General features: G+C 68.3%; 16 protein-coding genes. 9 read left to right on the forward strand and 7 right to left on the reverse strand.

Going from position 1 to position 21,127, the window contains the following annotated elements:
• Positions 1–219: 219 nt before the first annotated feature.
• The 4 genes from mptB (J2T21_RS06555) (at position 220) to J2T21_RS06570 (ending at position 5,358) form a co-directional block, all read left to right on the forward strand.
• Positions 220–1,770: a polyprenol phosphomannose-dependent alpha 1,6 mannosyltransferase MptB gene (gene mptB, locus J2T21_RS06555; protein WP_307579710.1), complete on the forward strand. Its 1,551-nt coding sequence runs from the start codon at positions 220–222 to the stop codon at positions 1,768–1,770.
• Positions 1,767–3,371, forward strand: coding sequence for a polyprenol phosphomannose-dependent alpha 1,6 mannosyltransferase MptB (gene mptB / locus J2T21_RS06560; RefSeq protein WP_307579712.1), 1,605 nt, complete (start codon positions 1,767–1,769; stop codon positions 3,369–3,371). The genes mptB (J2T21_RS06555) and mptB (J2T21_RS06560) overlap by 4 nt, the downstream gene beginning before the upstream one ends.
• 61 nt (positions 3,372–3,432) lie before the next feature.
• Complete coding sequence (locus tag J2T21_RS06565) at positions 3,433–4,758, forward strand: glycosyltransferase family 87 protein (RefSeq protein ID WP_307580061.1); 1,326 nt, start codon at positions 3,433–3,435, stop codon at positions 4,756–4,758.
• A 90-nt stretch (positions 4,759–4,848) separates the two neighbouring features.
• The gene (locus J2T21_RS06570; RefSeq protein ID WP_307579713.1) at positions 4,849–5,358 is read left to right on the forward strand and encodes a hypothetical protein; all 510 of its coding nucleotides are present in this window, start codon (positions 4,849–4,851) and stop codon (positions 5,356–5,358) included.
• A 107-nt stretch (positions 5,359–5,465) separates the two neighbouring features.
• Here the strand turns inward: J2T21_RS06570 and J2T21_RS06575 are convergent, their stop codons facing one another.
• Positions 5,466–6,932 (reverse strand): DUF2079 domain-containing protein, encoded by a 1,467-nt coding sequence (locus J2T21_RS06575; RefSeq protein WP_307579715.1) that lies wholly within the window; start codon positions 6,930–6,932, stop codon positions 5,466–5,468.
• A gap of 46 nt (positions 6,933–6,978) precedes the next feature.
• Positions 6,979–7,611, reverse strand: coding sequence for a uracil-DNA glycosylase (locus J2T21_RS06580; protein WP_307579717.1), 633 nt, complete (start codon positions 7,609–7,611; stop codon positions 6,979–6,981).
• A gap of 585 nt (positions 7,612–8,196) precedes the next feature.
• Here J2T21_RS06580 and J2T21_RS06585 point away from each other — a divergent pair.
• The 3 genes from J2T21_RS06585 (at position 8,197) to J2T21_RS06595 (ending at position 12,271) form a co-directional block, all read left to right on the forward strand.
• Complete coding sequence (locus tag J2T21_RS06585) at positions 8,197–9,021, forward strand: DUF2637 domain-containing protein (protein ID WP_307579719.1); 825 nt, start codon at positions 8,197–8,199, stop codon at positions 9,019–9,021.
• A 246-nt stretch (positions 9,022–9,267) separates the two neighbouring features.
• Positions 9,268–10,551, forward strand: coding sequence for a GTP pyrophosphokinase (locus J2T21_RS06590; RefSeq protein WP_307579721.1), 1,284 nt, complete (start codon positions 9,268–9,270; stop codon positions 10,549–10,551).
• Between the two features lie 118 nt (positions 10,552–10,669).
• Complete coding sequence (locus J2T21_RS06595; protein ID WP_307579722.1) at positions 10,670–12,271, forward strand: ABC-F family ATP-binding cassette domain-containing protein; 1,602 nt, start codon at positions 10,670–10,672, stop codon at positions 12,269–12,271.
• 111 nt (positions 12,272–12,382) lie between these two features.
• Here J2T21_RS06595 and J2T21_RS06600 read toward each other — a convergent pair whose 3' ends face one another.
• On the reverse strand, positions 12,383–14,515 hold the full coding sequence (locus J2T21_RS06600; protein ID WP_307579724.1) for an alpha/beta fold hydrolase: 2,133 nt from the start codon (positions 14,513–14,515) through the stop codon (positions 12,383–12,385).
• Positions 14,516–14,542: 27 nt separating this feature from the next.
• Positions 14,543–15,619: a class I SAM-dependent methyltransferase gene (locus J2T21_RS06605; protein WP_307579726.1), complete on the reverse strand. Its 1,077-nt coding sequence runs from the start codon at positions 15,617–15,619 to the stop codon at positions 14,543–14,545.
• 131 nt (positions 15,620–15,750) lie between these two features.
• Between J2T21_RS06605 and J2T21_RS06610 the strand changes: the two genes are divergently transcribed.
• Positions 15,751–18,495: a LuxR family transcriptional regulator gene (locus tag J2T21_RS06610; protein ID WP_307579727.1), complete on the forward strand. Its 2,745-nt coding sequence runs from the start codon at positions 15,751–15,753 to the stop codon at positions 18,493–18,495.
• A 179-nt stretch (positions 18,496–18,674) separates the two neighbouring features.
• Positions 18,675–19,142, forward strand: coding sequence for a GNAT family N-acetyltransferase (locus J2T21_RS06615; RefSeq protein WP_307579729.1), 468 nt, complete (start codon positions 18,675–18,677; stop codon positions 19,140–19,142).
• A 28-nt stretch (positions 19,143–19,170) separates the two neighbouring features.
• Here the strand turns inward: J2T21_RS06615 and J2T21_RS06620 are convergent, their stop codons facing one another.
• The 3 genes from J2T21_RS06620 to J2T21_RS06630 are packed head-to-tail and all read right to left on the reverse strand — an operon-like array spanning position 19,171 to position 20,981.
• Positions 19,171–20,097, reverse strand: coding sequence for an SURF1 family cytochrome oxidase biogenesis protein (locus J2T21_RS06620; protein WP_307579732.1), 927 nt, complete (start codon positions 20,095–20,097; stop codon positions 19,171–19,173).
• Between the two features lie 15 nt (positions 20,098–20,112).
• Positions 20,113–20,370 (reverse strand): acetone carboxylase, encoded by a 258-nt coding sequence (locus J2T21_RS06625; protein ID WP_307579734.1) that lies wholly within the window; start codon positions 20,368–20,370, stop codon positions 20,113–20,115.
• Complete coding sequence (locus J2T21_RS06630) at positions 20,367–20,981, reverse strand: DUF3099 domain-containing protein (RefSeq protein WP_307579736.1); 615 nt, start codon at positions 20,979–20,981, stop codon at positions 20,367–20,369. The genes J2T21_RS06625 and J2T21_RS06630 overlap by 4 nt, the downstream gene beginning before the upstream one ends.
• Positions 20,982–21,127 lie beyond the last annotated feature (146 nt).

Consider the following 21,127-nt stretch of genomic DNA (forward strand, 5'->3'; position numbering starts at 1 on the left):
GGGGTGCACGGGGAGAGAATGGTGGTGTGAGCTCGCGCGCACCCGGGCCTTGCCTCCCGGGCAAACCCTGCTTGCGGTGCTAGGATCGGACTTGATTTTTGCGCGGACTGCCGCGCCCTTGCGCGCCACGGAAGCGCGCAAATTTCCGGGTCGGCACCCCATGGGACACGCCGGCCGGAACCTACAGCCAAGATACGACGAACCAGGAGCGGGGCGCAGATGAACGACGTGCGATCTACCGCCGGCGCCAAGGTCCGTGCGGGCCGCGGGCCGCACCTGTCCCCGTTGATCCAGGGCACCATCGGATCGGTCATGATCCTGCTGGGCTCCTACGCCATCGGCTGGCTGGCCAGTGCCTCCCCGTTGAACCGCTACCCGCTGCTGATCGCGATCCGCACCGAGTACTCCGGGGTCATCACCGGCACCGTCGTGCTGACCCTGGGCTGCTGGATCCTGTTCCGTGCCTGGTTGCGGCTGGGCCAGCAACTGGCCGGCTGGCCCGAGGGGTCCCTGGCCGTGGTGAAGAAGGCGGTCTGGGCCTGGAGCGTCCCGATGCTGGCCGCGCTGCCGATCTTCTCCCGCGACGTCTTCGCCTACATCGGCCAGGGCCGGCTGGTGGCCGCCGGGCAGGATCCCTACGTCGATGGCATCTCCACGCTGAACAACTGGTTCCAACTGGGCGCGGACATCACCTGGGCCGAATCCGAGACCCCCTATGGCCCGCTCTACCTGAACGTGGAGTACTGGGTGAATCGGCTGGTGGGCACGAGCCCGGACGCCTCGGTGCTGCTCTTCCGCCTCGTCGCCTTCCTCGGGGTGATCCTGTGCATGGTCTACGTGCCCAAGATCGCCGCGCTGCACAACGTCTCCGGCGCCAAGGCCACCTGGATCTCGGTGGCCAACCCGCTGTTTTTGATCAGCTTCGTCGCCTCCGCGCACAACGACTCGCTGATGGTCGGCCTGGCACTGGCCGGGACCTACTACGCGGCCACGCGCCGCGGCGTGCTCGGGGTGGTGCTGATCGCCGCGTCCATCGGCGTCAAGCCCATCACCCTGGTGCTGCTGCCGTTCATCGGGCTGCTCTGGGCCGGGTCCGGGGCAAGCTGGGGACGCAAGATCCGCTACTGGGTGTACACCGCGTCGCTGGTGGGCATCATCATGGCGATCATCGGCTGGGCCAACGGGTACGGCTTCGGCTGGCTGACCGTGATGCTGGGCACCGGCACCGGCACCGTCGTCTTCGCCCCGGTGGGCGCGTTGAACTCCGTGCTCTCGGGCGCGCTGGGGACCATCGGGCTGCCCACCGACTGGCTGCTGCCGGTCCTCAAGCTTGTCGGCCGGCTCGCCTCGGTGGGACTCGTGCTGGTGCTGATCTTCAAGGGCAAGCACTCGCACCTCGTCCAGCGCATGGCCCTGGCCTTCTCCGCGCTGGTGGTCCTCTCGCCGATCATCCAGCCCTGGTACATCCTGTGGCTGCTGCCCTTCTTCGCCATCACCGGCATCCGGGACGACTGGCAGCTGCTCTGGGTCTACTTCACCACCGCGTTCTTCATCGCCTTCGGCGCCGCGGACCAGATCTTCATCTGGCAGTTCCTCTCCGACCTCGACCCCTGGGTCAAGCACCTGTCCACGGGGATTTCCTGGGTGGCGATGGTCTACCTGGCGTTCCTGGACCCGCGCACCAAGCAACTTTTTGCCGCGACGCTGCCGGCCCGGCTGCGCCGCGGAACCGGACCGGTGCGCCGCGATCCCGGGGTGCCTACGCCGTGAGCCGGACCCCGCGCCCGGCATCGCCGCCGGCACCCGGCCGCCGCTTCGTTCGCGCCACCCGCGCCCTGGAGACGCTGCGCCAGCGCAGCTCCCGGGTCCCGGGGTTGCGCCACCTCACCGGCGGCGGGGAGAACACCCCGGACATCGCCATCGCCCAGGGGCTGCTCGCCTCGATCATGGTGATGGTCGGGTCCTGGGGCGTGGGCTGGATCCCCAGCTCGCAGGAATCCCTGCTGGCCCGGGCGAAGGTGCTGCTGCCGCTGCGCGTGGAAATGCTCGGGGTGATCGTCTGCACGCTGCTGCTGGCCCTGGGCTCGATGCTGCTCTTCCGCGCCTGGCTGCGGCTGCGCCAGCGCGCCCAGGCCGATGAGGCCAACCCGGTGGCGGTGGTCGCCAAGTCCATCTGGGTCTGGTCGATCCCGCTGCTGTTCTCCTTCCCGATCCTGTCCAAGGACGTGTACTCCTACCTGGGCCAGGGCCGGCTGATGCATGCCGGGCTCTCGCCCTACACCGAGTGGGTCTCCCAGCTGCCGGGCTGGTTCGCGCAGGGCTCGGACTCGCTGTGGGCCGAATCCACCTCGCCCTACGGGCCGCTGTTCTTGATGTACGCCCGGTTCGTGTACTTCGTCTCCGGCGGGGTGCCCGAGTTCGGGGTGGCGCTGATGCGCCTGGTGGCCGTGGCCGGGGTGGCGCTGTGCGCCTGGGCCGTGGTGGCGCTGGCCCGGGCCGCGGGCCGGGATGCGGCCTGGCCGCTGTGGATCTCGGTGGCCAACCCGCTGTTCCTGCTGAACATGGTCGGCGGTGTGCACAACGACGGGCTGATGGTCGGCGGGGTGCTGCTCGGCTTCGTGCTGGTGCTGCGCAAGCGCCGCCTGGCCGGGATCCTCGCCGCCAGCGCCGCGATCGCGATCAAGCCCATCGTGGTGCTGGTGCTGCCCTTCCTCGGCCTGGCGATGGTGGCGGCCAACGCCGGCCTGGGCGCGAAGATCCGCGCCTGGGCCTACACCGGTGCCGTGGCCGGTGCCGTGATGGCGCTGCTGGGCTGGGCTTCGGGCCTGTGGTTCGGCTGGATCCCCGCGATGGCCGGTGCCGGGTCCGCGGCCTTCCCGTACGCGCCGGTCGGGCTGCTGGGCATGCTCGCGGGCTGGATCGGCTCGCTGGCCGGCGGGGATCTGTGGTTCATCGCCGGGATCGTGTTCACGTTCTTCCGGCTGGCTTCCCTGGCAATCGTCTTCTGGCTGGCCATCCGCCGCCCGGCCGGACCCCCGCTGCTCTACGCCGGCTATGCCCTGGGCGCCGCGGTGGTGCTGGCCCCCATCATCCAGCCCTGGTACCTGCTGTGGCTGATCCCCTTCTTCGCGCTGTCCCGCCGCTACCCGGTGAACTGGGAACGCGCCCTGTACATCCTGTGCCTGCTGGTGCTGCTCTCCGGGGTGGTGGACCAGTTGTCCATCGGCCAGTGGTTCTCGCTGCTGGCGGTGCGCCTCTTTGCCGCCGCCACCACCCTGGCCTACATGGCCTACCTGGTGTTCATCGACCCCAAGACGGCCTCCATCTTCGGTGCCGACAGGCGCCGGCCGCTGCGCCAGGGCAGCAACTAGCACCGCCGCCCACACACCGACTTTCCACCCCCACACCCAGAAACGAGGCAACCGGATCGTGATGCAACCGGTCAAGAACCTGTTCACCGCCCGCGAGGCAACCCGTCCGGTCATCATCGGGCTGCTGGTGCTCACCGTGATCGGCGCCGGGCTGGCGGTGCTCACCAAGCAATGGTGCCGCATCAACGGCTGGCCCGACGCCGAACAGCACCTGCACATGTGCTACTCGGACTTCACCCAGCTCTTCGGCACCCGCGGCATGGCCGACAAGCTCTTCCCCTACTTCACCGGGCTGCCGGCCGAGCAGGCCCTGGAATACCCGGTGCTGCTGGCGATCATGGCCGGGCTCACCGCCATGGTGATCCCCGGCATCGGGTTCAGCCCCGAACGCCAGCTGGCCTACTTCGACGTGAACTCCGCGGTTTCCTTCATCTGCTGGGCCGCCGTCGTCGTCGCGGTGGCCTACGCAGCGCGGCACCGCAGCCGGGATGCGATCATGGTGGCACTGGCCCCGGGCATCATCCTGACCAGCCAGCTGAACTGGGACCTGCTGGCGGTGATGCTGGCAATGACCGGTCTGCTGGCGTTCTCCCGCAAGCACATTGTGCTGGCCGGGGTGCTGCTGGGCCTGGGCGCCGCCGCCAAGCTCTACCCGTTCTTCCTCTTCGGGGCGATCCTGGTCTTGTGCCTGCGCACCGGGCGGATGCGGCACTTCTGGGTCTCGTTGGCCTCCGGCATCGTGGCCTGGCTGGCGGTCAATGTGCCGTTCATGCTCACCGCGTTCGACGAATGGAGCCGGTTCTACACCTTCTCCGGGGACCGCCCGGCGGGGAACTCCTCGATGTGGCTGGCCTTCGTCTGGACCGGGATGGATGGCTCGACCATGTCCTACCTGTCCAACGGGCTCTTCGGGATCGCCTGCCTGGGCATCGCCTGGCTGGGCCTGCGCGCCACGCGCCGCCCCCGCATGGCGCAGCTGGCGTTCCTGATCGTCGCCGCGTTCCTGCTCTTCGGCAAGGTCTACTCGCCGCAGTTCGTGATGTGGCTGATCCCGCTCTACGTGCTGGCCCGTCCGAAGTGGCGCGAATTCCTGGTGTGGCAGGGCATCGAGGTGTTCCACTGGGTGTTCGTCTGGCTCTGGAGTGCCAAGTGGGTCAGCGGTCTGAAGTACTTCGGCGACAGCTGGGCCATCGAGATCCTCTACGGGATCGGCATCGTCGCGCACATGGCCATGCTCGTATACCTGTGCGTGAAGATCATCGGGGACATCCGCAACCCGGAACGCGACGTGGTCAGGTCCGAGGGGACCGACGATCCGCTGGCCGGCCCGCTGGAAAACCTTCAGGACAAGTTCGTGCTCGGGCGCAAGGCCGGATCCGAACCCTGATTCCGGATCCCCCGGCCCGAGGATCCCTGGCCGGCACCCTTACCGGGCACCCGCGGGCCTCGGCACGGATCGGAGCGTGGCACTGGCAGGATGGAACCCGTGAAGAAAACGGGTCCCATCCTGCCTTTGCGTCTCCGGACGCGGCCGGCGGCAACCGGCGTAGGGGCAACCCTGTGGTTGGCCGCAATGGTGTCCGTGTATGTGGTGATGCCGCAGGCGGGGAGCTTTTCCAGCGGGCGCAATTTGTGGGACACCTATGCGGTGTTTCAGGCGGGTTCACATCTGGGGAACCTGGTGGCGGGGTGCATCTTCACCCTCTGCAGCGCGCTGGTGCCCATCGTCATCCGTCGTTCACGGCTCGGTGCAGTCTCCGGTGCCCTTGCCGCATGTGGCCTCATTGGCCTGGGGATCTACTATTCAGCCGCGGTGATGGGCTTCGGGATGGCCCACGTGGTGGCATCCGAAGGTGAAGCCGCGGCGCAGGGTGGTCTGGCGATGAACCTGGTTCCCAGCGGCGGCAACGCGTTGCCGGTCCTGCCCTGCCGTCTGCAGGCCAGGGGCCGTTCCCGCCAGGCGGAGCAGTCGCGCACGACGCGGTGAATGGCGATTCCCGGCGCGTCCGAGAGGCCCGGTGCCGGGCACTGGGTGGTGCTGCAGGTCCGGGAAGCGGCGCCTTGGGCTTGTGCGGGGTTGCGTGCCTGGCGGCCTCAGCGCTTGAGGTAGTCCGAGCAGACCGGGTTCACCGGGATGTCGCGGTGCAGCACCAGCAGCCCGTCGTCGATCGGGGCGGCCTGCGTGAAGCCCAGGGCATGTGCCCGGTCCAGGGCCTGGGGAGGGTTCAGCGGGTCCCAGCCGCCGAGTTCCTGCTCGTTGAAGTCGATGATCATCCAGCTGGACAGGTCGGTGCCGATGTCCCCGTGCAGGCCCACATAGGTGCGGGTGGTCAGGTGCGGCACCAAGGTGTCGGCGGCCTCGACGCACACCCCGTCGGGGATCATCGCCACGGCGCGTTCCTTGGCGGCGACCAGGGTGCCCGGCGCCCAATTGGCGCCGGTGAGCGTGCGCCCGAGCGGAAACACCGAATGGAAGAACAGCGTGCCGACCAGCCCGAAGGCCAGCAGCCAGGCCGGGCCGATGATGCGGATTTTTTTCCAGCCGAAGCGGTCCATGAGCTTGCCGAGCACGTGCACGGCCGAGAGGATCAGGATCGGGGCCATGATCGCGTCGTACTGGTAGACCGGGGCCCAGGTGTTCAGCCGGTCGTTGAACAGCCGGCTCAGCAGCAGCGGGGCGCCCAAGATCACGTAGGGGGAGGCCAGCGGCAGCAGGGCCAGCGGGACGAAGCTCAGCAGCCACAGCGCCACCTTGAGCTGGTGGTTGAACAGGATCGCGATGGACTGGAAGGGGTGGGTGAGCAGGAAGACGATGGCCGCCCCGGCGCCGGTACCCAGCGCGGTGTACTGCCAGTAGGTGAATTCGCCGGCGGGGGAGAAGAGCGGGATCAGGTAGCTGGTCACCACAACATAGCCGCCCAGGCCCAGGGCCGCGGTCAGCGCGGCCTTGGCCCACTGCCGGTGGAAGAGCAGCACGATGCCCACCGCGACCATGGTGATGCCCATGTCCTCGCGCACCAGCAGCAGCGAGACCGAGAGCCCGACGACCAGCCAATAGCGGCCGCGGTCGAAGGCCCAGATGATCCACCCCATGATCGGCACGCCGAAGGCGACCTCGTGGAACTCCCAGTTCACGATCGCCTGGGACGGCCACCACAGCAGCATCGCCGAGGCGGTCAGCAGCGCCCCGAGGTGCCCGAAGCGCGTGCGGGTGAACAGGTAGACCGGGATCGCGGTGGAGACCAGCAGCAGCGCCAGCACGATGGAAAGCATCCGCGGGTCGTTCCAGATCCAGTAGAACGGGGCCAGCAACACCAGGATCGGGTGGAAGTGGTCGCCCAGCAGGTTGAAGTCCACGCCCTTGATCGGCACGATCGGTGCCTTGAACATGGCGTACTGCCGCGCCGCCTGGTCGAAGATCCCCAGGTCGTAGCCGCGGGACTCGAAGTTGGCAAAGCGCAGGAAGGAGTGCGCAACGTACAACACCCCCGCCAGGGCCATTGCCAGTCCCAGTTGGAGTTTCTGGGCACGGCTCACGGAAGCGGGGGTGTTGTGGGGCATGGACTTGAGTTTATCCGCAAGTCGCTGCGCGGGCGATTCGACGATGTTACTTGGCGGGGGCCAGACCGGTGCGGGCCATCGCGTCGGCGTAGGCCGCGTAGATCTCCTCGAGGTGTGCCTGCTGGCGTTCCGGGGAACCGGCGAAGGCGCGGCCGTCGAGGGACTTGACCTTGTAGGTCTTGAAGCCGCGGCGCCACAGCAGCGGGTTCTGGGTCTTGACCAATTGCTCGGAGAGTCGGTGTGCCTCGGTGCCGTGGGCGATCAGGACCGATGCGCGCGGGACGACCTTGAGCAGGCGCAGCAGCGGCTTGAGGCCCGAGGTGATCTGCGGCGGGGTGAACTTTCCGTTGGCCTCGCCCGGGGTGTGCCACGGGTGGACGTTCCACGGCAGGATGTACTCCGGACGCAGCCCCAGCTGCCACTGCATGCCCAGCATGCGGGTGGAGGCTTCCTGCGACCCGGCGTCGATGAAACCGGTCTCGTTGGCGATGCCGATGTTGGAGAACAGCGAGATGATGCGTGCTTCCTCGATGTTGTGCATCGGATCAACGAAGGACACGGAGGTCTCAGGTCGAAGGGCCCGGGTCTCGTCCAGAAGACGGTTGACGGGTTCGATCTGGTCCTCGTAGCGGCGTTCCATGAGGGAATTTTCGACGTGGTCCGGGGCAATTGCTGTCATGAAGGTGAGCTTCTCCTGCTGTGGTACGTAAGGCACGGCTGATCGCATCAATCGCGCGCCGCCAAGGGCGACGCACGTCGATTACCGTGTCAATGCTGCTAGAGCTGGGGTGGGGAGTGGGATCCAAGTGGTTCCGGTGGCTGGCGTGCCCCATGGTGAACGCAAGGTTGATCCATGCTTAACAATAGCCGCTCCGGGCCGCTTTGGGCAGGCTTGGCCGTGGGCGGCCGGTGGTGATCATTGGCACAAGCTCCGAGGCCTTGCCGCACAATTGATGGCCTTATCCCCTCACGGGATGGCGGCCCGCTCCCGCCGCCGCCCCGGTGGCGAGCGCTCCACGCAGGGTGCATCCCGGTGTGGAGTGCGTTCTTCGGCGATGCGGGCAGGGGAGCGGTTCCTCGATGGCGGAGCGGCATTTGATGGCGGTTGCCGCGGGGCGCCGAAAGAATCGTTGGTCCGGAGCGAGTGAAGCCAGCGCATAGGATTGGGTCTGGTCCGCCATGGGGGAACCGTGCCCTGGGCAGGTTCGGCCGACCACTGTTAGCGCAACACCAGACCCGTAAATGATTGAGGCATCGAAGCCAGATGAATGAAAAGATCCCGAACGAACCGCACAAGGCCGTCTTGCGCACCGCGGTGGCCGCCACCGTCCTGATCGCCGTGGGCGCCTTCGTGCTGTCCTTCGCGGCCTTGACCGACCTGGCGCAGCGTTCGGGCATCGAGGCGAACCTGGCATGGATCTGGCCGATCATCATTGACGGCATGATCGTGGCCTCCACCGTGGCCATCGTCGCGCTCAACGGCCACAACCGCCGCGCAATGATCTACCCCTGGACGCTGCTGTTCTTCGGGGCCATCGTCTCCACCGCAGCCAACTCGACCCACGCGATCCTCACGGTCGACTCGATCTCCAACGGCGTGCCCCCGCTGGTCTCGGCACTCGTGGCCGCGATGCCTCCGGTGGTCCTGCTGGCCATCACCCACCTGACGGTGCACATGTACCAGAAGAAGGCCGAAGCCGCCGAGCTGCGCGCGGCAGCGGACTACGACGAGGAAGCCGTCGAATCCGAGAAATACGGGCTGGCCTACGACGACGGTTTCCAGGCGGCCATGAACGATGCGCAGGCCGCCGAGGCCGAGCGCCTCGCCGCAGCCAAGGACCAGCTGGCCGAGGCGACCGCACGGGCACGCGCCGAGGGCCTTGCCGAAGCCAGGAAGGCTCCAGCCGCCGCGATGGCCGGTGCAAGCACCGCGCCGAACGCCGCAGCCAAGGCCGGCGCCGCGAGGAACCAGGCGGCTTCCTCCAACGGAGCCAAGCCCGGGGCTTCGGGCAAGGTGCAGGCCATGGCCGGCACCGGCGCCTCCCCGCTCTATGACGAGGTTGCCCAGTCGCTGGATTCCAAGAACTGATCCACCAGGGAACCTTGCCGCAACGGCGAGGTGGATGGCCGAGGCAGGCCGCCCAAGCCCGCGTTCCGGTGTTGCCGGGGGGATTGCCCCCGGCACCGGGCCGCGGGCTTTTCCATGCCGGGACGCGCCATCATGCCGGGACGGGAATTGCGTCCTGAACCGTGCCTTCGCGGTGCCGGGCCGGTGCCGGTTGATAGGCTGATCCGAGAGCACCCCCAACCAGCCGTTTGTATGTAGGAGGCACGTGTGGGCACCCCCTGGGAAACCCTGGATGAATCATTGCGCGAAGAAGTCAGCGCCAGTGTGGAGCGCTATGCCGCAGCCCGCCCGATGCTTGAACGCGTTGCAGAGTCCATGCGGACCCGGATCGAGTCGCTCTTCGACGAGACGGAGAACACCCCGCTGTTCGTCGTCAGCCGCGTCAAGACCGTGGCGTCCTTCCGTGACAAGGCCTCCCGCATGCTGGTGGGGGAAGAGGGCGAGGAGCCGGCCCTGGAGTTCCCCAACCCGGTGCGCGAGATCCACGACCTAGTGGGCGTGCGCGTGATCGTGAAGCTGCCGCACGAGATCCGCGAGGCGGCCAACCTGATCAAGCGCCGCCGCTCCGACTTCGACTGCCGCTCGGACCGGGAGAAGGACATCGGCTCCGTGGAATCGGGCACCTACGGGTATTCCTCGCGCCACCTGATCCTCAAGACCCGTGGCGAGGAAGTGGTCCGCGACTTCCAGGCGAAGCTCGGCGGGGACATCCGCATCACCGGGAACTTCGTCTTCGAGGTGCAGATCCGCACCATCCTGTCCCACGCCTGGAGCGAGATCGAGCACGACATCCGCTTCAAGAACGCCGAACCGCGCGCCTGGAGCCCGCACATCGACCGGCAGTTCACCGCCACCGCCGCGATGCTGGAGGCCGTGGAAGACCAGTTCTCCGAGCTGCACGAACGCTTCCAGACCGTCACCGGGTTCTGGGACGCCGAGGGCGAGGGCGCCGTTCCGCTGACTGCCGAGCGCATCCAGTTCATCTGGCAGACGCTGCTGCCGCACGTGGACCGCAAGTCCGACGACGACTGGGGCTGGGCCGCGGAACTGCTGGCCGCCCACGACCTCTCCGGCACCCGGGAATTCGCCGCGCTGCTCCAGCCCAATGTCATCACCTCGGTGCGCGCGGCCCTGGACCACCGCTACTCGCCGGGCCCGGACCGATTGCTCGACGATGTGCTGCTGTGGCACTTCGGCACCCACCACATCCAGGCCACCAGCGGCGGGGACGCGCACCGCGCCGATTCGTTGCGCCGCCGCCTGGTGCAGATGGATGCGTACCGGGCCAAGCAGGCGGCGGACAAGCCCGTCCCGGCGCCCGCGGCAGGGTCGTCGGCCTCCCCGGCCAAGCCGAACGACGTGCAGGTGGAGAAGGCCGAAGCGAAGGTTGATGCCAAGGCCGACGCCAAGCCGGATGCCAAGGGCGCGGCCAGGTCCGCCGGAGCGAAGGCCGAGCCGCAGCCAACCAAGGGCGGCAGCGCCAGGTCCTGAGGCACCCGGGCGCCCGGCGGCGTGAGATTGGACGCATCTTCGGGCCAAAGTGCGGTTGACCCGCGTAGACTGGGTAGGTTGCCCAACAGGGCCGTACAACTTTACCGAAAGGGTCACCGTGATTTCCGTTGCCGATTTGGAGCTGCGCGCCGGCGCACGCCTTCTCATGGAGGGCGTCTCGTTCCGCATCGACAAGGGCGACAAGATCGGCCTCGTCGGGCGCAACGGTGCCGGCAAGACCACCATGACCCGCGTGCTCGCCGGTGAAACGGCGCCCGCAGGCGGTTCGGTCACTTCCACCGGAACCATCGGCTACCTGCCGCAGGACCCGCGCACCCCCAACATGGAGCAGCTGGCCCGCGACCGCATCCTTTCGGCCCGCGGCCTGGACATCATCGTCGGCAAGCTGAAGAAGTGCCAGGACGACATGGCCTCCGAGGATGCAGCGGTGGCCGCGAAGGCCATGCGCCAGTACGACCGCATCGAGGCCGAGTTCATTGCCGGCGGCGGATACGCGGCCGAGTCCGAGGCAGCGGCGATCTCCAACAACCTGGCCCTGCCCGAGCGCCTGCTCAACCAGGCGCTGTCCACCCTCTCCGGCGGCCAGCGCCGCCGCGTGGAGCTTGCCCGGATCCTGTACGCGGATGCCGAGACGCTGCTGCTCGATGAGCCCACCAACCACCTTGACGCGGACTCGATCACCTGGCTGCGCGGCTTCCTGGCCAACCACCAGGGCGGCCTGCTGGTCATCTCGCACGACACCTCGCTGCTGGAGGCCACCGTCAACAAGGTCATCCACCTGGACGCCAACCGCGCCAGCATGGACGTGTACAACCTGGGCTGGAAGCGCTACCTGCAGCAGCGCGAGACCGACGAGCGGGCCCGCAAGCGCGAGCGCGCCAACACCGAGAAGAAGGCCACCACCTTGCTGGCGCAGGCCAACAAGATGAAGGCCCGTGCCTCGGGCGCCTCCGCCGCGCAGTCCATGCTCAAGCGCGTGGACCGGTTGATGGGCGGGCTGGACGAGGTCCGCGTCGCCGACCGCGTCGCAAACCTGCGCTTCCCGGATCCGGCCCCCTGCGGCAAGACCCCGCTCATGGCCGAGGGCCTGTCCAAGTCCTACGGTTCGCTGGAGATCTTCACCGATGTCTCCCTGGCCATCGACCGCGGCTCCAAGGTCGTCATCCTGGGCCTGAACGGCGCGGGCAAGACCACGCTGCTGCGCATGCTCGCCGGGGTGTCCAACCCCGACACCGGCGACCTGGTCCCGGGCCACGGCCTGAAGATCGGCTACTTCGCCCAGGAGCACGACACCCTGGACGTCGACCGTTCGGTGCTGGAAAACATGCGCTCGGCGGCCCCGAGCCACATGGGCGACGCGGAGGTGCGCGGCATCCTGGGTTCCTTCATGTTCTCCGGCGACGACGTCTCCAAGCCGGCCGGGGTGCTCTCCGGCGGCGAGAAGACCCGCCTGGCCCTGGCCACGATCGTGGCTTCCAGCGCCAACGTGCTGCTGCTCGATGAGCCCACCAACAACCTGGACCCGGCCTCGCGCGCCGAGATCCTCGGCGCGCTGTCCAACTTCACGGGCGCCGTGGTCATGGTGTCCCACGACGAGGGCGCGGTTGCCGCGCTGAACCCGGACCGCGTGGTGCTGCTGCCCGACGGTGACGAGGATTTGTGGAACGATTCCTACCTGGAGCTCGTCACCCTGGCCTAACCCGGATTCGGCCCGCCTTCCCCGGTGCCAGTGGCACCCAGGGGCAAAGGCGGGCTTTTTCGTGCCCGTGCGCCTCGCGCGCTTGGCGCCCGGTCCAGTGGCTTCCCGTCATCAGATGAGCTCGGCCAGCAGCGCAGCGGCCCGCGCGGCCCCGTCGGTCTCCACGGGACGGTAGTGCACGGTGCGACCCAGCCCGGCGGCCATCGCCGCGGCAAGGGCGTCGGGATCGCAGACCTGCTCGTACTCCATGCACTGCCCGGCGCCGTAGCGTTCCAACCTGTGGCGGACGTGGAAGTTCTGCTCGAAATGGTGGCGCAGCGGGACATAGATGAATGGGCGGGAGCTCGCGGTCAATTCCATGCAGGTGGTCAGCCCGCCCTGGACGACGGCGAGGTCGGCTGCCGCAAGATGTCGGTAGAGTTCCGGGACCATGCCTCGCACGCTGACCCCGCGCCGTCTGGGCAGCGCGGCGGGGTCGATCCGCGGCCCGGTCACCAGCAGCACCTGCAGATCGGCCACGGCGCGCCGTGCCAGCGGCACCGCATCAAGGATCCTGCGCAACAGCGGGGCGCCCACGCCGGAGCCGCCGACCGTGACCACACAGAGTGGCCGGTCCTCGCGATAGCCAAGCTCGGCCCTGAGCCGTCCGCGGTCGGCGACATCCGCGGGATCGAACCCGGTGACATACCCCGCGAAGTCGAAGTTCGCCTCGGTCCACTCGCGGATGCCCGGCAGGCCCGGGCCGAAGGACATCGGCACCACGTCCTCGGGGGAACCGACGAAGATCGAGCGGTCCCGCACCCGGTGGAAGCGTTCGCGCTGCTCGATCATCTCGGCGTTGTAGTCGGCGGTCAGGGCCACCTCGGCGGCCCCGCCATCGGGCATGGGGATCCAGCCGACGAAGTCGGTCATCCAGGCAAAGGCGAAGCGCTTCAGCTCGGGGTTCTCGTGCAGGTGGTGGTCGATGTCCCAGGCCTCGTCCCCGACCACCAGGTCGAAGGTCCCGTCGCGGACAACGTCGTCGAAGACCATGAAGTTGTGGACCAGGATCTCATCCATCCGGCGGATGGCCTGGAAGGCATGCAGGTCATGTTCTCCCGCCTCGTGGTCGATGTGCGCGACCTCGCTGGCCAGCCATCCCGAGGCCGGGTGGACGAGTTCCCCGGCGGCCCGAAGCACGCCGGTCACCGGAGGCTGGGCGAGCCAGGAGATTTCCACATCCGGATGGTGCTTGCGCAACGCGTCGGCGATCGCCAGGTCGCGTCTGGCATGGCCCAGTCCGATCGGCGATGAGAGGTACAGGACCCGCCGCGGGCGCCGGTGCGCCGCAGTCCACCGTGGGGAAACCGGCGGGACGGGCCCGAACCGTTCGGCGAAATCGCTGATGAGGTGGTTGACCTTGACGGGCTGGCGGGCCGGCGGACCGTGTCCGGTGCCCTCGAGCAGCACCAGTGAACCACCCGTGAGGTCGGCCAGCCGTTGGCCCACGGAAGGAGGTGAGATTCGGTCGTCGGTTCCGTGCACCAGCAGGACGGGGCAGCGAACCCGTGCGCAGGCGCGTTCGATGGGAACCGACTCGATCCCGCCGTACCCGTGCATGCCGGCGGTCGCGTCGGCGATGACGGCGGCGGTGGTTTCGTGGGCCCAGCCCGCCGCGTCCTCGATTTGCTTGGTGCAGTGGGCCTCGGAAAACATCTGGCTGAAAAAGAACGCGATGAAATCGTCGTAGCCGCCGCCCAGCCAGTACCTCCGGTTGTATTTGCCCCAGGCCCGCGTCGTGGCCGTGGGTCCCTCCCAGTCGGTGGCGCGGCGCACCGTCCGGGGGACCTTGACGTTGCTCGAGGACGCGATGCCGACGATCCCGGACACCCGCCCCGGGTGCGCCGCGGCCAGCTGGAGGCTCCAGGTGACACCCCAGGACAGCCCGACGACGACTGCTTGCGCGGTGGCCGTCGCATCCAGGACGGCCACCGCGTCGTCCACGAATTCCTGGTCCCGGTAGGCAGCCGGTCCCTGTGGCCGCCCGGAGCGGCCGTTGCCGCGCCCATCGAAGGTGAGGACCCGGAAGTGGCGTGCCAGGTAGCCAAGCTGCGCCTTCCAGATCCGGGAGTGCACCACCGACCACGTGGGCATGAGCAGCAACGTCGGGGCTCCCTCGCCGTAAACGGCGTAGTGGATCTGAACGCCGTCCCTGTCAACGGCGCCGCTGAGCGACGGTGCAACTGTCGCACGGGTGGTGGCCATCGGATCAAACCTCCCTGTGGCCCGGGCCTAGGGCCGGACCTCGAGCACCCTGTTGAACGGGGTTTGCGCGACGGATGCGAAGCGGGTAAAACCACCAGTCGAAACCACGTCGTGGATCCGGGCGGGCCCCGCCTGGGTGCCAAGGGCCAGTCCGACCTCCTGCGCGAGCGAGCACGGGGTGCACAGCAGGGTCGAGAAGCCGTAGTAGGCTCGCCCGACCGGGTTGAGGTTCTCGCCCACGGTGTCTCCGGACATCGGCTCGACGACCATCCAGGTGCCGTCCTCGGCCACCGCCTCGCGGACGTGGCGTGCGGCGCCGACCGGGTCGCCCATGTCATGCAGGGCGTCGAAGGTGGTCACCAGGTCGAATCCGGTTCCGGGAAACCCGGTTGCCGAGGCCGTCTCGAAGCCGAGGTTCGCCTCCACCCCGGATTCCCTGGCCCGTTTGCGGGCGGTCTGGACTGAGGCGTCGTGGTAGTCGAAGCCGATGAACGTGGACCGGGGAAAGGCCCTGGCCATGATGAGGGTTGAGGCCCCGTGCCCGCAGCCCACATCGGCGACTCGCGCGCCGGCCTCGAGCTTTTCCACCACGCCGTCCAGTGCCGGGAGCCATTCCCCGAGGAGATGGGTGTTGTACATGGTCCGGAAGAACCGTTCGCAGCCCTCGTGCACGTCCAAGTGGCGTTCGTGCCAGCCCAGGCCGGAGCGGTTGAGCGCCGCCGCCAGGACGCCGTCAATGTCGTGCGTCGTGCCGAGGGCGATTTGGAAGAAGCCCGGCAGGTAGGCAGGGCTGCCGGGGTCGGTGAGCGCGGCGGCGTGCTCCGGCGGCAACAGGTATTTTCCGGTGTCCGCGACGAATTCGACATAGCCGCCGGCGGCCTGGGCATTGAGCCACTCCCGGGCGTAGGGCAGGCCCGTGTCGGTGGCCTCGGCGAGCTGGAGCGGGGTCACGGGGCCCGGGGCCATGGCCGTGTAGTAGCCCAGTTTGTCTCCCATGACGACCAATGCGGTGTTGAGGGTGGCCCCAACTTCGTCAACGGCCTTGAAAACGAAGGCCATGAGCTTGTCGATGTCGATTTCGGGTGCTTGCTGAAGATCGGCCATGATGGCGATTCCTCCTCGTGAAGGTGTTTACGCCGCCAACGATAGCCACCCTGTGCGTGGCGCCGCATCAGGTGCCCCACCTAGTTTTCCCACCCCCTTGCCGCCATCCTTCCGGGAGCTAGGATCAGTATATGGTCGTCGGTCGGGGCAGTGAAAGGCTAAGGATCGAACGCCTGCTGGCGGGCGCAAGGAGCGGTGTCAGCGGCGTGCTTGTGCTCGCCGGGGAGCCAGGGATCGGCAAGACCACAATGCTTCGGCAGGCCCGCGAGGCGGCCGCCGGAATGCGTGTGATCTCCGCATCGGGTGTCGAGGCCGAGCGGGAACTGGCCTTCAGCGGCCTGCACCAGCTGTGCGGCGGTCTACTGGATGTGGCCCGGGAACTCCCGCCCCGCCAGTACGAGGCCCTCGCTGTGGCCTTGGCCCTCAGCCACGGGCGGACGCCGGAAAGGTTCGCAGTCGGTGCAGCGGTTCTTGGGCTGTTTGCCCGGGCGGCCGAGGAGATCCCGCTGGCGATCTTCATTGATGACGCCCATCTGCTGGACGACTCGTCGCTTCAGGCCATTTCCTTCGCCGCCCGACGGCTGCAGACCGATCGGGTTGCCATTGTCGCGGCCCTGCGCGACGAGGGGGATTCACCCCTGCAGGACCTGCCACGGATGGTCATTGGCCCGCTGGACCTCGAAGACACCCGGACGTTGCTGGCCGCCTGGAACCGGGGTTCGTGGGATGGTGCGGAGCTGGCACGCTTCCAAGCTGCCACGGGCGGCAACCCGTTGGCGATCATCGAGCTGGCCCGGAAGCACGGGCCGCTTGCCCTGCCCCCGCCGGCCATGCCGGTTCCGCTCACTGGTCGGCTTCTGGCCGCATATTCCGGCCGCATCCGCTCGCTTTCGCTCGCCGCACGCGCCGTGCTGTTGCTGGCCGCGACCGGCAACGGGGACCTGAGGCCATTGGGTGCCGCCTGCGATGCAATGGGCCTGGACCTTGGACATCTTTCGGAGGCGGAGGATGCCGGGTTGGTCAACCTCGGGAATGCATCGGTGGAGTTCTGCCACCCGCTGATGCGCGCAGCCGTCTACGGAGCTGCCCAGCCGGCCGCACGGCGAGAGGCGCACCGACAAATGGCCGACACGGCACTTGGGCTCGAGCGCCGGGCCTGGCACCTGGCGGAGGCGGCCATCGGCCCGGACGAGACGGCATCGGGGCTGCTCAAACGGGCGGCCGCGGCTTCGGCCGGCCGTGGCGCGAATGCCGTCGCCGCCGGGCAATTGGAGCGTGCCGCGACGCTGGCGGCGGACCAGGGAACCGCCTTCGCGCTTTTGGTGCGAGCCGGTGACCAATCCTGGCTCGCGGGCGCCTCCGGCAGGGCCATCGCCGACCTGGAACAGGCACTGGCCCTGGCCCGGACCTCCGTCGAAGGGGCCACCGCGACGGGGCGGCTGGGCGCGATTGCTGCTCGCTGCGGTTCGCTGGAAGTTGCGCGGGACATGCAGTTCGAAGCGTCCACGCAGATGGCCCCCCGGGACCCGGATGCTGCCATCCTCCTCCTCGCCGACACCATTGATGCCTGCCTGTACCTGTGCGATGCGCCTTCGGCCATGCGTGCCTCGGACGGAATCATTGCATTGATGGGCCCGGGGACCAGTGGTGCCGCGCGCAAGTGGGGCTCCATCGCAGCCGGTGTCGCCCTGGTTCTCGATGGCCGCGGGGAGCAGGGATCGGAATTCATCCGCCGTGGCATGGCCACGCACGTGGACAACGCGCCTTGGGCGGACCAGTGGCAACTGCGCTGGCACCTGATGGGACCGTTGTTCCTGCGCGAGTCGGGTGGGGCCAGGAAGGCCATGACGGAGGCGGTTGAAACGGTGAGGAAGCGGGCGGCCGTTGGCATGTTGCCGTTTTTGCTGACCCTCGTAGCCCGCGACGACGCGGCGGCGGCCAACTGGGCGGACTCGGAAGCAGGTTACACCGAGGCAATCCGGATCGCACGGGAAGACGGCCAAGGCAATGATCTCGCCCTCGCCCTCGCCGGGCTGGCGTGGTTGGAAGCCAGGCAGGGCAAGGCTGCTTTCTCCGCCCTGCACGCAGAGGAGTCCGCGGGCCTTGCCGTGAAGAACTCGGCGCATCTGGCCAGGCTGTGGGCGCTGTTCGCGATTGCCGACCTGGAGGCCGGCACCGGAGATGCGGCGAAGGCGGCAGGGGCCTACTCGGGGCTGGAAAAGATGTTGGATGAGGTCGGAGTCAAGGATGCAGACCTGATGCCGGGGGCCGAACTGGTTGAGTGTTTGTGCCGCCTCGGCCACAGCGAACGGGCGAGGAACGTGGCCGGGCGTTTCATGGCCGCGGCCGCGGCCAAGGGCCAGCCGTGGGCACTGGCCCGGGCACACCGCGCCCTCGCGATGGCAGGAGACGTTGCCGTCGCGGTGGAAGGATTCGAAAGGGCTCTGGCGTTTCACGCCCAAACACCCGACCTGTTCGAGGCTGCACGGACGAAGCTGGCCTACGGCTCGTGGCTGCGGCGATCGCGGCGCCGGATCGATGCGCGGGTGTTGCTGCGCGAGGCCCTGGACGATTTCGAACGCCTGGGAGCGGTGCCCTGGTCCGACCAGGCGGCCGCGGAATTGAAGGCAACGGGCGAAACGGCGATGCGGCGCGAAGCGGGAGCCCTGGGCCGGCTCACTCCGCAGGAGCACCAGATCGCCGCACTCCTGGCAATGGGCAAGACCACCCGGGTGGCGGCCGAGGACCTTTTCCTGAGCCCCAAGACCGTTGAGTACCACCTGCGCCACGTCTACCTGAAGCTTGGCATTCACTCGCGGGAAGAATTGGCGGCGGTGCTTGGTGGGGGTCCGGATGGCATCCGCCTGCATTCGTGACCGTCTGGCCCAGGTACCTTCCGTTCCGCATCCCCACCGGGGGAATGCGGAGCCGCTGTCGCGATCCAAGCCCCCACCCTAGTGTGCGGAACGCTGCTGCGGTAGTTTCGAAGTACCCGCCCCCGTGCTTTTCGCAGGGGACGGAAACCACCGCCCTGCCGACGGGAAGGAAGCCAGCGATGGGCGCCAGCGAGTGGAACATCGGCCCCGTGGCCGATGCGGCGGAGCTGGTCGCGGCCTCGGGGCTGTTCGACAACCCGGTCACCGGGCACGGCGCGCGGGCCTTTCTGGGGATGCCCGGACACCACCTGCTGCTGGCGCGCAGCGGGGACGGAACCGCGGTCGGCTTCGTCTCGGGAGTGGTGATGCGGCACCCGGACAAGGATGCGGAGATGTTCGTCTACGAACTGGGAGTGGACGGTTCGTTCAGGCAGCGGGGTATCGCCACGGCATTGTTGCGCGCCCTGGCTGCCCTCGGCCTGGAGCTGGGCTGCACGGGGATGTGGACCGGCACCGAACGCGCGAATGCCGCGGCCCTGGCGACCTATCGTTCGCTGGGTGCGGTGGTGGACGCCGAATCGGTGTTCATCGAATGGGACTCGCTGGGCGCATCCTTCGCCCCATTGCAGGCGCCGGATTTGCCCTGAAGGGGTGGAACCCTCCGCCGGGCCGAGGCTACTTTGTCCCGGAGATGCCGGCGTCGCGTTCGGCAGCCCGGCGTTCGAGCTCGTCCAGGTACGCGTCCTCGGTGGCCTCGTCGGTGGGGCTGCCGTCGCGGCGGACCAGCTTCTTGGGCTTCTTGCGCATGCGGTGCGCCTGGTGCAGCACCGGTTCCTCCCCGCGCAGGGCCGCCGCGGCAACCTCGTCGCGGTCCTCGCGGTTGATCCGCGCCTGCTGCCTGGCGGCATAGCCAAAGCCCACGAAGACCAGCACGCCGAAGGCGAACCACTGGAACATGTAGGACAGGTGCGGGCCCTCGTCCTCCTCGGGACGTTGCAGCTGGATCGGAGCCTCGGCCGCCGCCGGGTCCTCCAGGTACATCAGCCCGTAGCTTCCGGTGGCCACCGGGTAGCCGAGCTGCTGCTCGTAGGTGGGCAGGTCGATGGAGGCCAGCTGGCCCTCGGGTGCCCCGCGGTCGAGCTTCGGCTCGCCGCCCTTGAGCCTGACGTCGACCTCGACGGTGCCGGCCGGGGGAGCGGGCACCGCGTCGGGGCGCCCGGCCTGGTCGTTGCCGATGGGCAGGAACCCGCGGTCCACGATCACCACGGTTCCCTCCAGGGTGCGGAAGGGAACCAGGACCTCGTATCCGGGGCGGGATCCGGAGATCCGGTTGCGCACCACGACCTGGTCCTCGGCCAGGTAGCTGCCGCGCAGCGAAACCGGGGTCCACTTGCTCTCGGCCGGCAATTGCTCGAAGAGCTGCCTTGCCTCGGCGAAGGGGACCGGTTCGGCGTCGTAGTTGCGTTTCACATGGGAAATCTCGGTCAGGGCGCCCTCGCGGCGGTCCATTTGCCATTTGCCCAGGAAGGTGAAGGTGGTGGCGAAGAGGCACACCAGGAGCAACCAGCCGATCCAGCGGGTGCTGGCCAGGAATCGATACACGCTGCTTTGTTCTCCTTAGGGGGTGGTGCCGGGGGCAGTGTCAACGAGCGGCAGGCGCTCCTTGAAGAGCAGCCGCTCGGAGAGGTAGTTTTCGAGCCAGTCGGCATGTTCGGCGCAGGCCAGCCAGGTTTTCCGGCGTTCCGGGGTGTGGATCTTGGGGTTGTTCCACAGCAGTTGCACGGTGGCGTTGGCCCGGCATCCCTTGCGGGAACAGCGTGGGGGACCGGTGGGACCCTGCGGTGCCCCACCGCCCAGGGAGTCGAAGATGCTCAATGGGCACCGCCGCGGTGGTGGTGCCCGGCCAACGGCTGTTCGGGCTGTTCCGGCTCCTCCACGAAGGACCCGTCGATGGTCGTCGGTGCGTCGGCGGGGAAGGGGCCCGCGGCATCCGATTCGTAGGTGGCCGGTGCGGCCGGCGCCGGGTGCACGGCTTCCGGCTTGGTGGCGGGCTCGGTGATGATTTCGCCGTCCTCGTCGACTTCGAAGATCTCCCCGTCGCGGGTCGCGGCATCGGCCGTCCGTGCCCCGGGGGCGCCGGCGGCCGTTGATTCCTCTTCGGCGGCGGTGGTTCCGGAGGTGAGCAGGCGGGGATCATCGCCCTCGAAGAACTCCGCCGGGGGCTGGCGCTTGGTCAGGTCGGCACCGCCGTTGGCGATCACCACCGCGATGTAAGGCAGCACGATGGCCCCGGCGAGGAACACCCACTGCAGCCATCCGTGCACGAAGAAGGCCGCAATGAAGCAGGCAAGGCGCACGGACATCGAGATGGTGTACTTCAGCACGCGGGAATGCTGCTCCGCGGCATGGGACTCCTGGGCCTCGGTGATCCGGTGTACCGGTGGGCCCTGGTCATGGTGGTGATGATTGCTATGTGGCTCGCTCATGGTTCTTCCGTCGATCCGTCACCCATCATTGTCTCACCGACCTGCGCCGGGGTACGAATCGGCCCGGTGCGGGGGCAGCGAACGTCCGTGAGGTGGGCGTCCCGTGGCCGTGGCCGGCCGCAGGGAACCGGCATGGCGGATGTTGC

Source organism: Paeniglutamicibacter psychrophenolicus (assembly GCF_030812255.1).
Lineage (GTDB): Bacteria > Actinomycetota > Actinomycetes > Actinomycetales > Micrococcaceae > Paeniglutamicibacter > Paeniglutamicibacter psychrophenolicus_A.

Coding starts and splice junctions, on each gene's coding strand:
- J2T21_RS06570 (WP_307579713.1), top strand. CDS start 4,849: ATGGAACCCGTGAAGAAAACGGGTCCCATCCTGCCTTTGCGTCTCCGG.
- J2T21_RS06605 (WP_307579726.1), bottom strand. CDS start 15,619: ATGGCCGATCTTCAGCAAGCACCCGAAATCGACATCGACAAGCTCATG.
- J2T21_RS06615 (WP_307579729.1), top strand. CDS start 18,675: ATGGGCGCCAGCGAGTGGAACATCGGCCCCGTGGCCGATGCGGCGGAG.
- J2T21_RS06610 (WP_307579727.1), top strand. CDS start 15,751: ATGGTCGTCGGTCGGGGCAGTGAAAGGCTAAGGATCGAACGCCTGCTG.
- J2T21_RS06585 (WP_307579719.1), top strand. CDS start 8,197: ATGAATGAAAAGATCCCGAACGAACCGCACAAGGCCGTCTTGCGCACC.
- J2T21_RS06580 (WP_307579717.1), bottom strand. CDS start 7,611: ATGACAGCAATTGCCCCGGACCACGTCGAAAATTCCCTCATGGAACGC.
- J2T21_RS06600 (WP_307579724.1), bottom strand. CDS start 14,515: ATGGCCACCACCCGTGCGACAGTTGCACCGTCGCTCAGCGGCGCCGTT.
- J2T21_RS06630 (WP_307579736.1), bottom strand. CDS start 20,981: ATGAGCGAGCCACATAGCAATCATCACCACCATGACCAGGGCCCACCG.
- J2T21_RS06575 (WP_307579715.1), bottom strand. CDS start 6,932: ATGCCCCACAACACCCCCGCTTCCGTGAGCCGTGCCCAGAAACTCCAA.
- mptB (WP_307579710.1), top strand. CDS start 220: ATGAACGACGTGCGATCTACCGCCGGCGCCAAGGTCCGTGCGGGCCGC.
- J2T21_RS06565 (WP_307580061.1), top strand. CDS start 3,433: ATGCAACCGGTCAAGAACCTGTTCACCGCCCGCGAGGCAACCCGTCCG.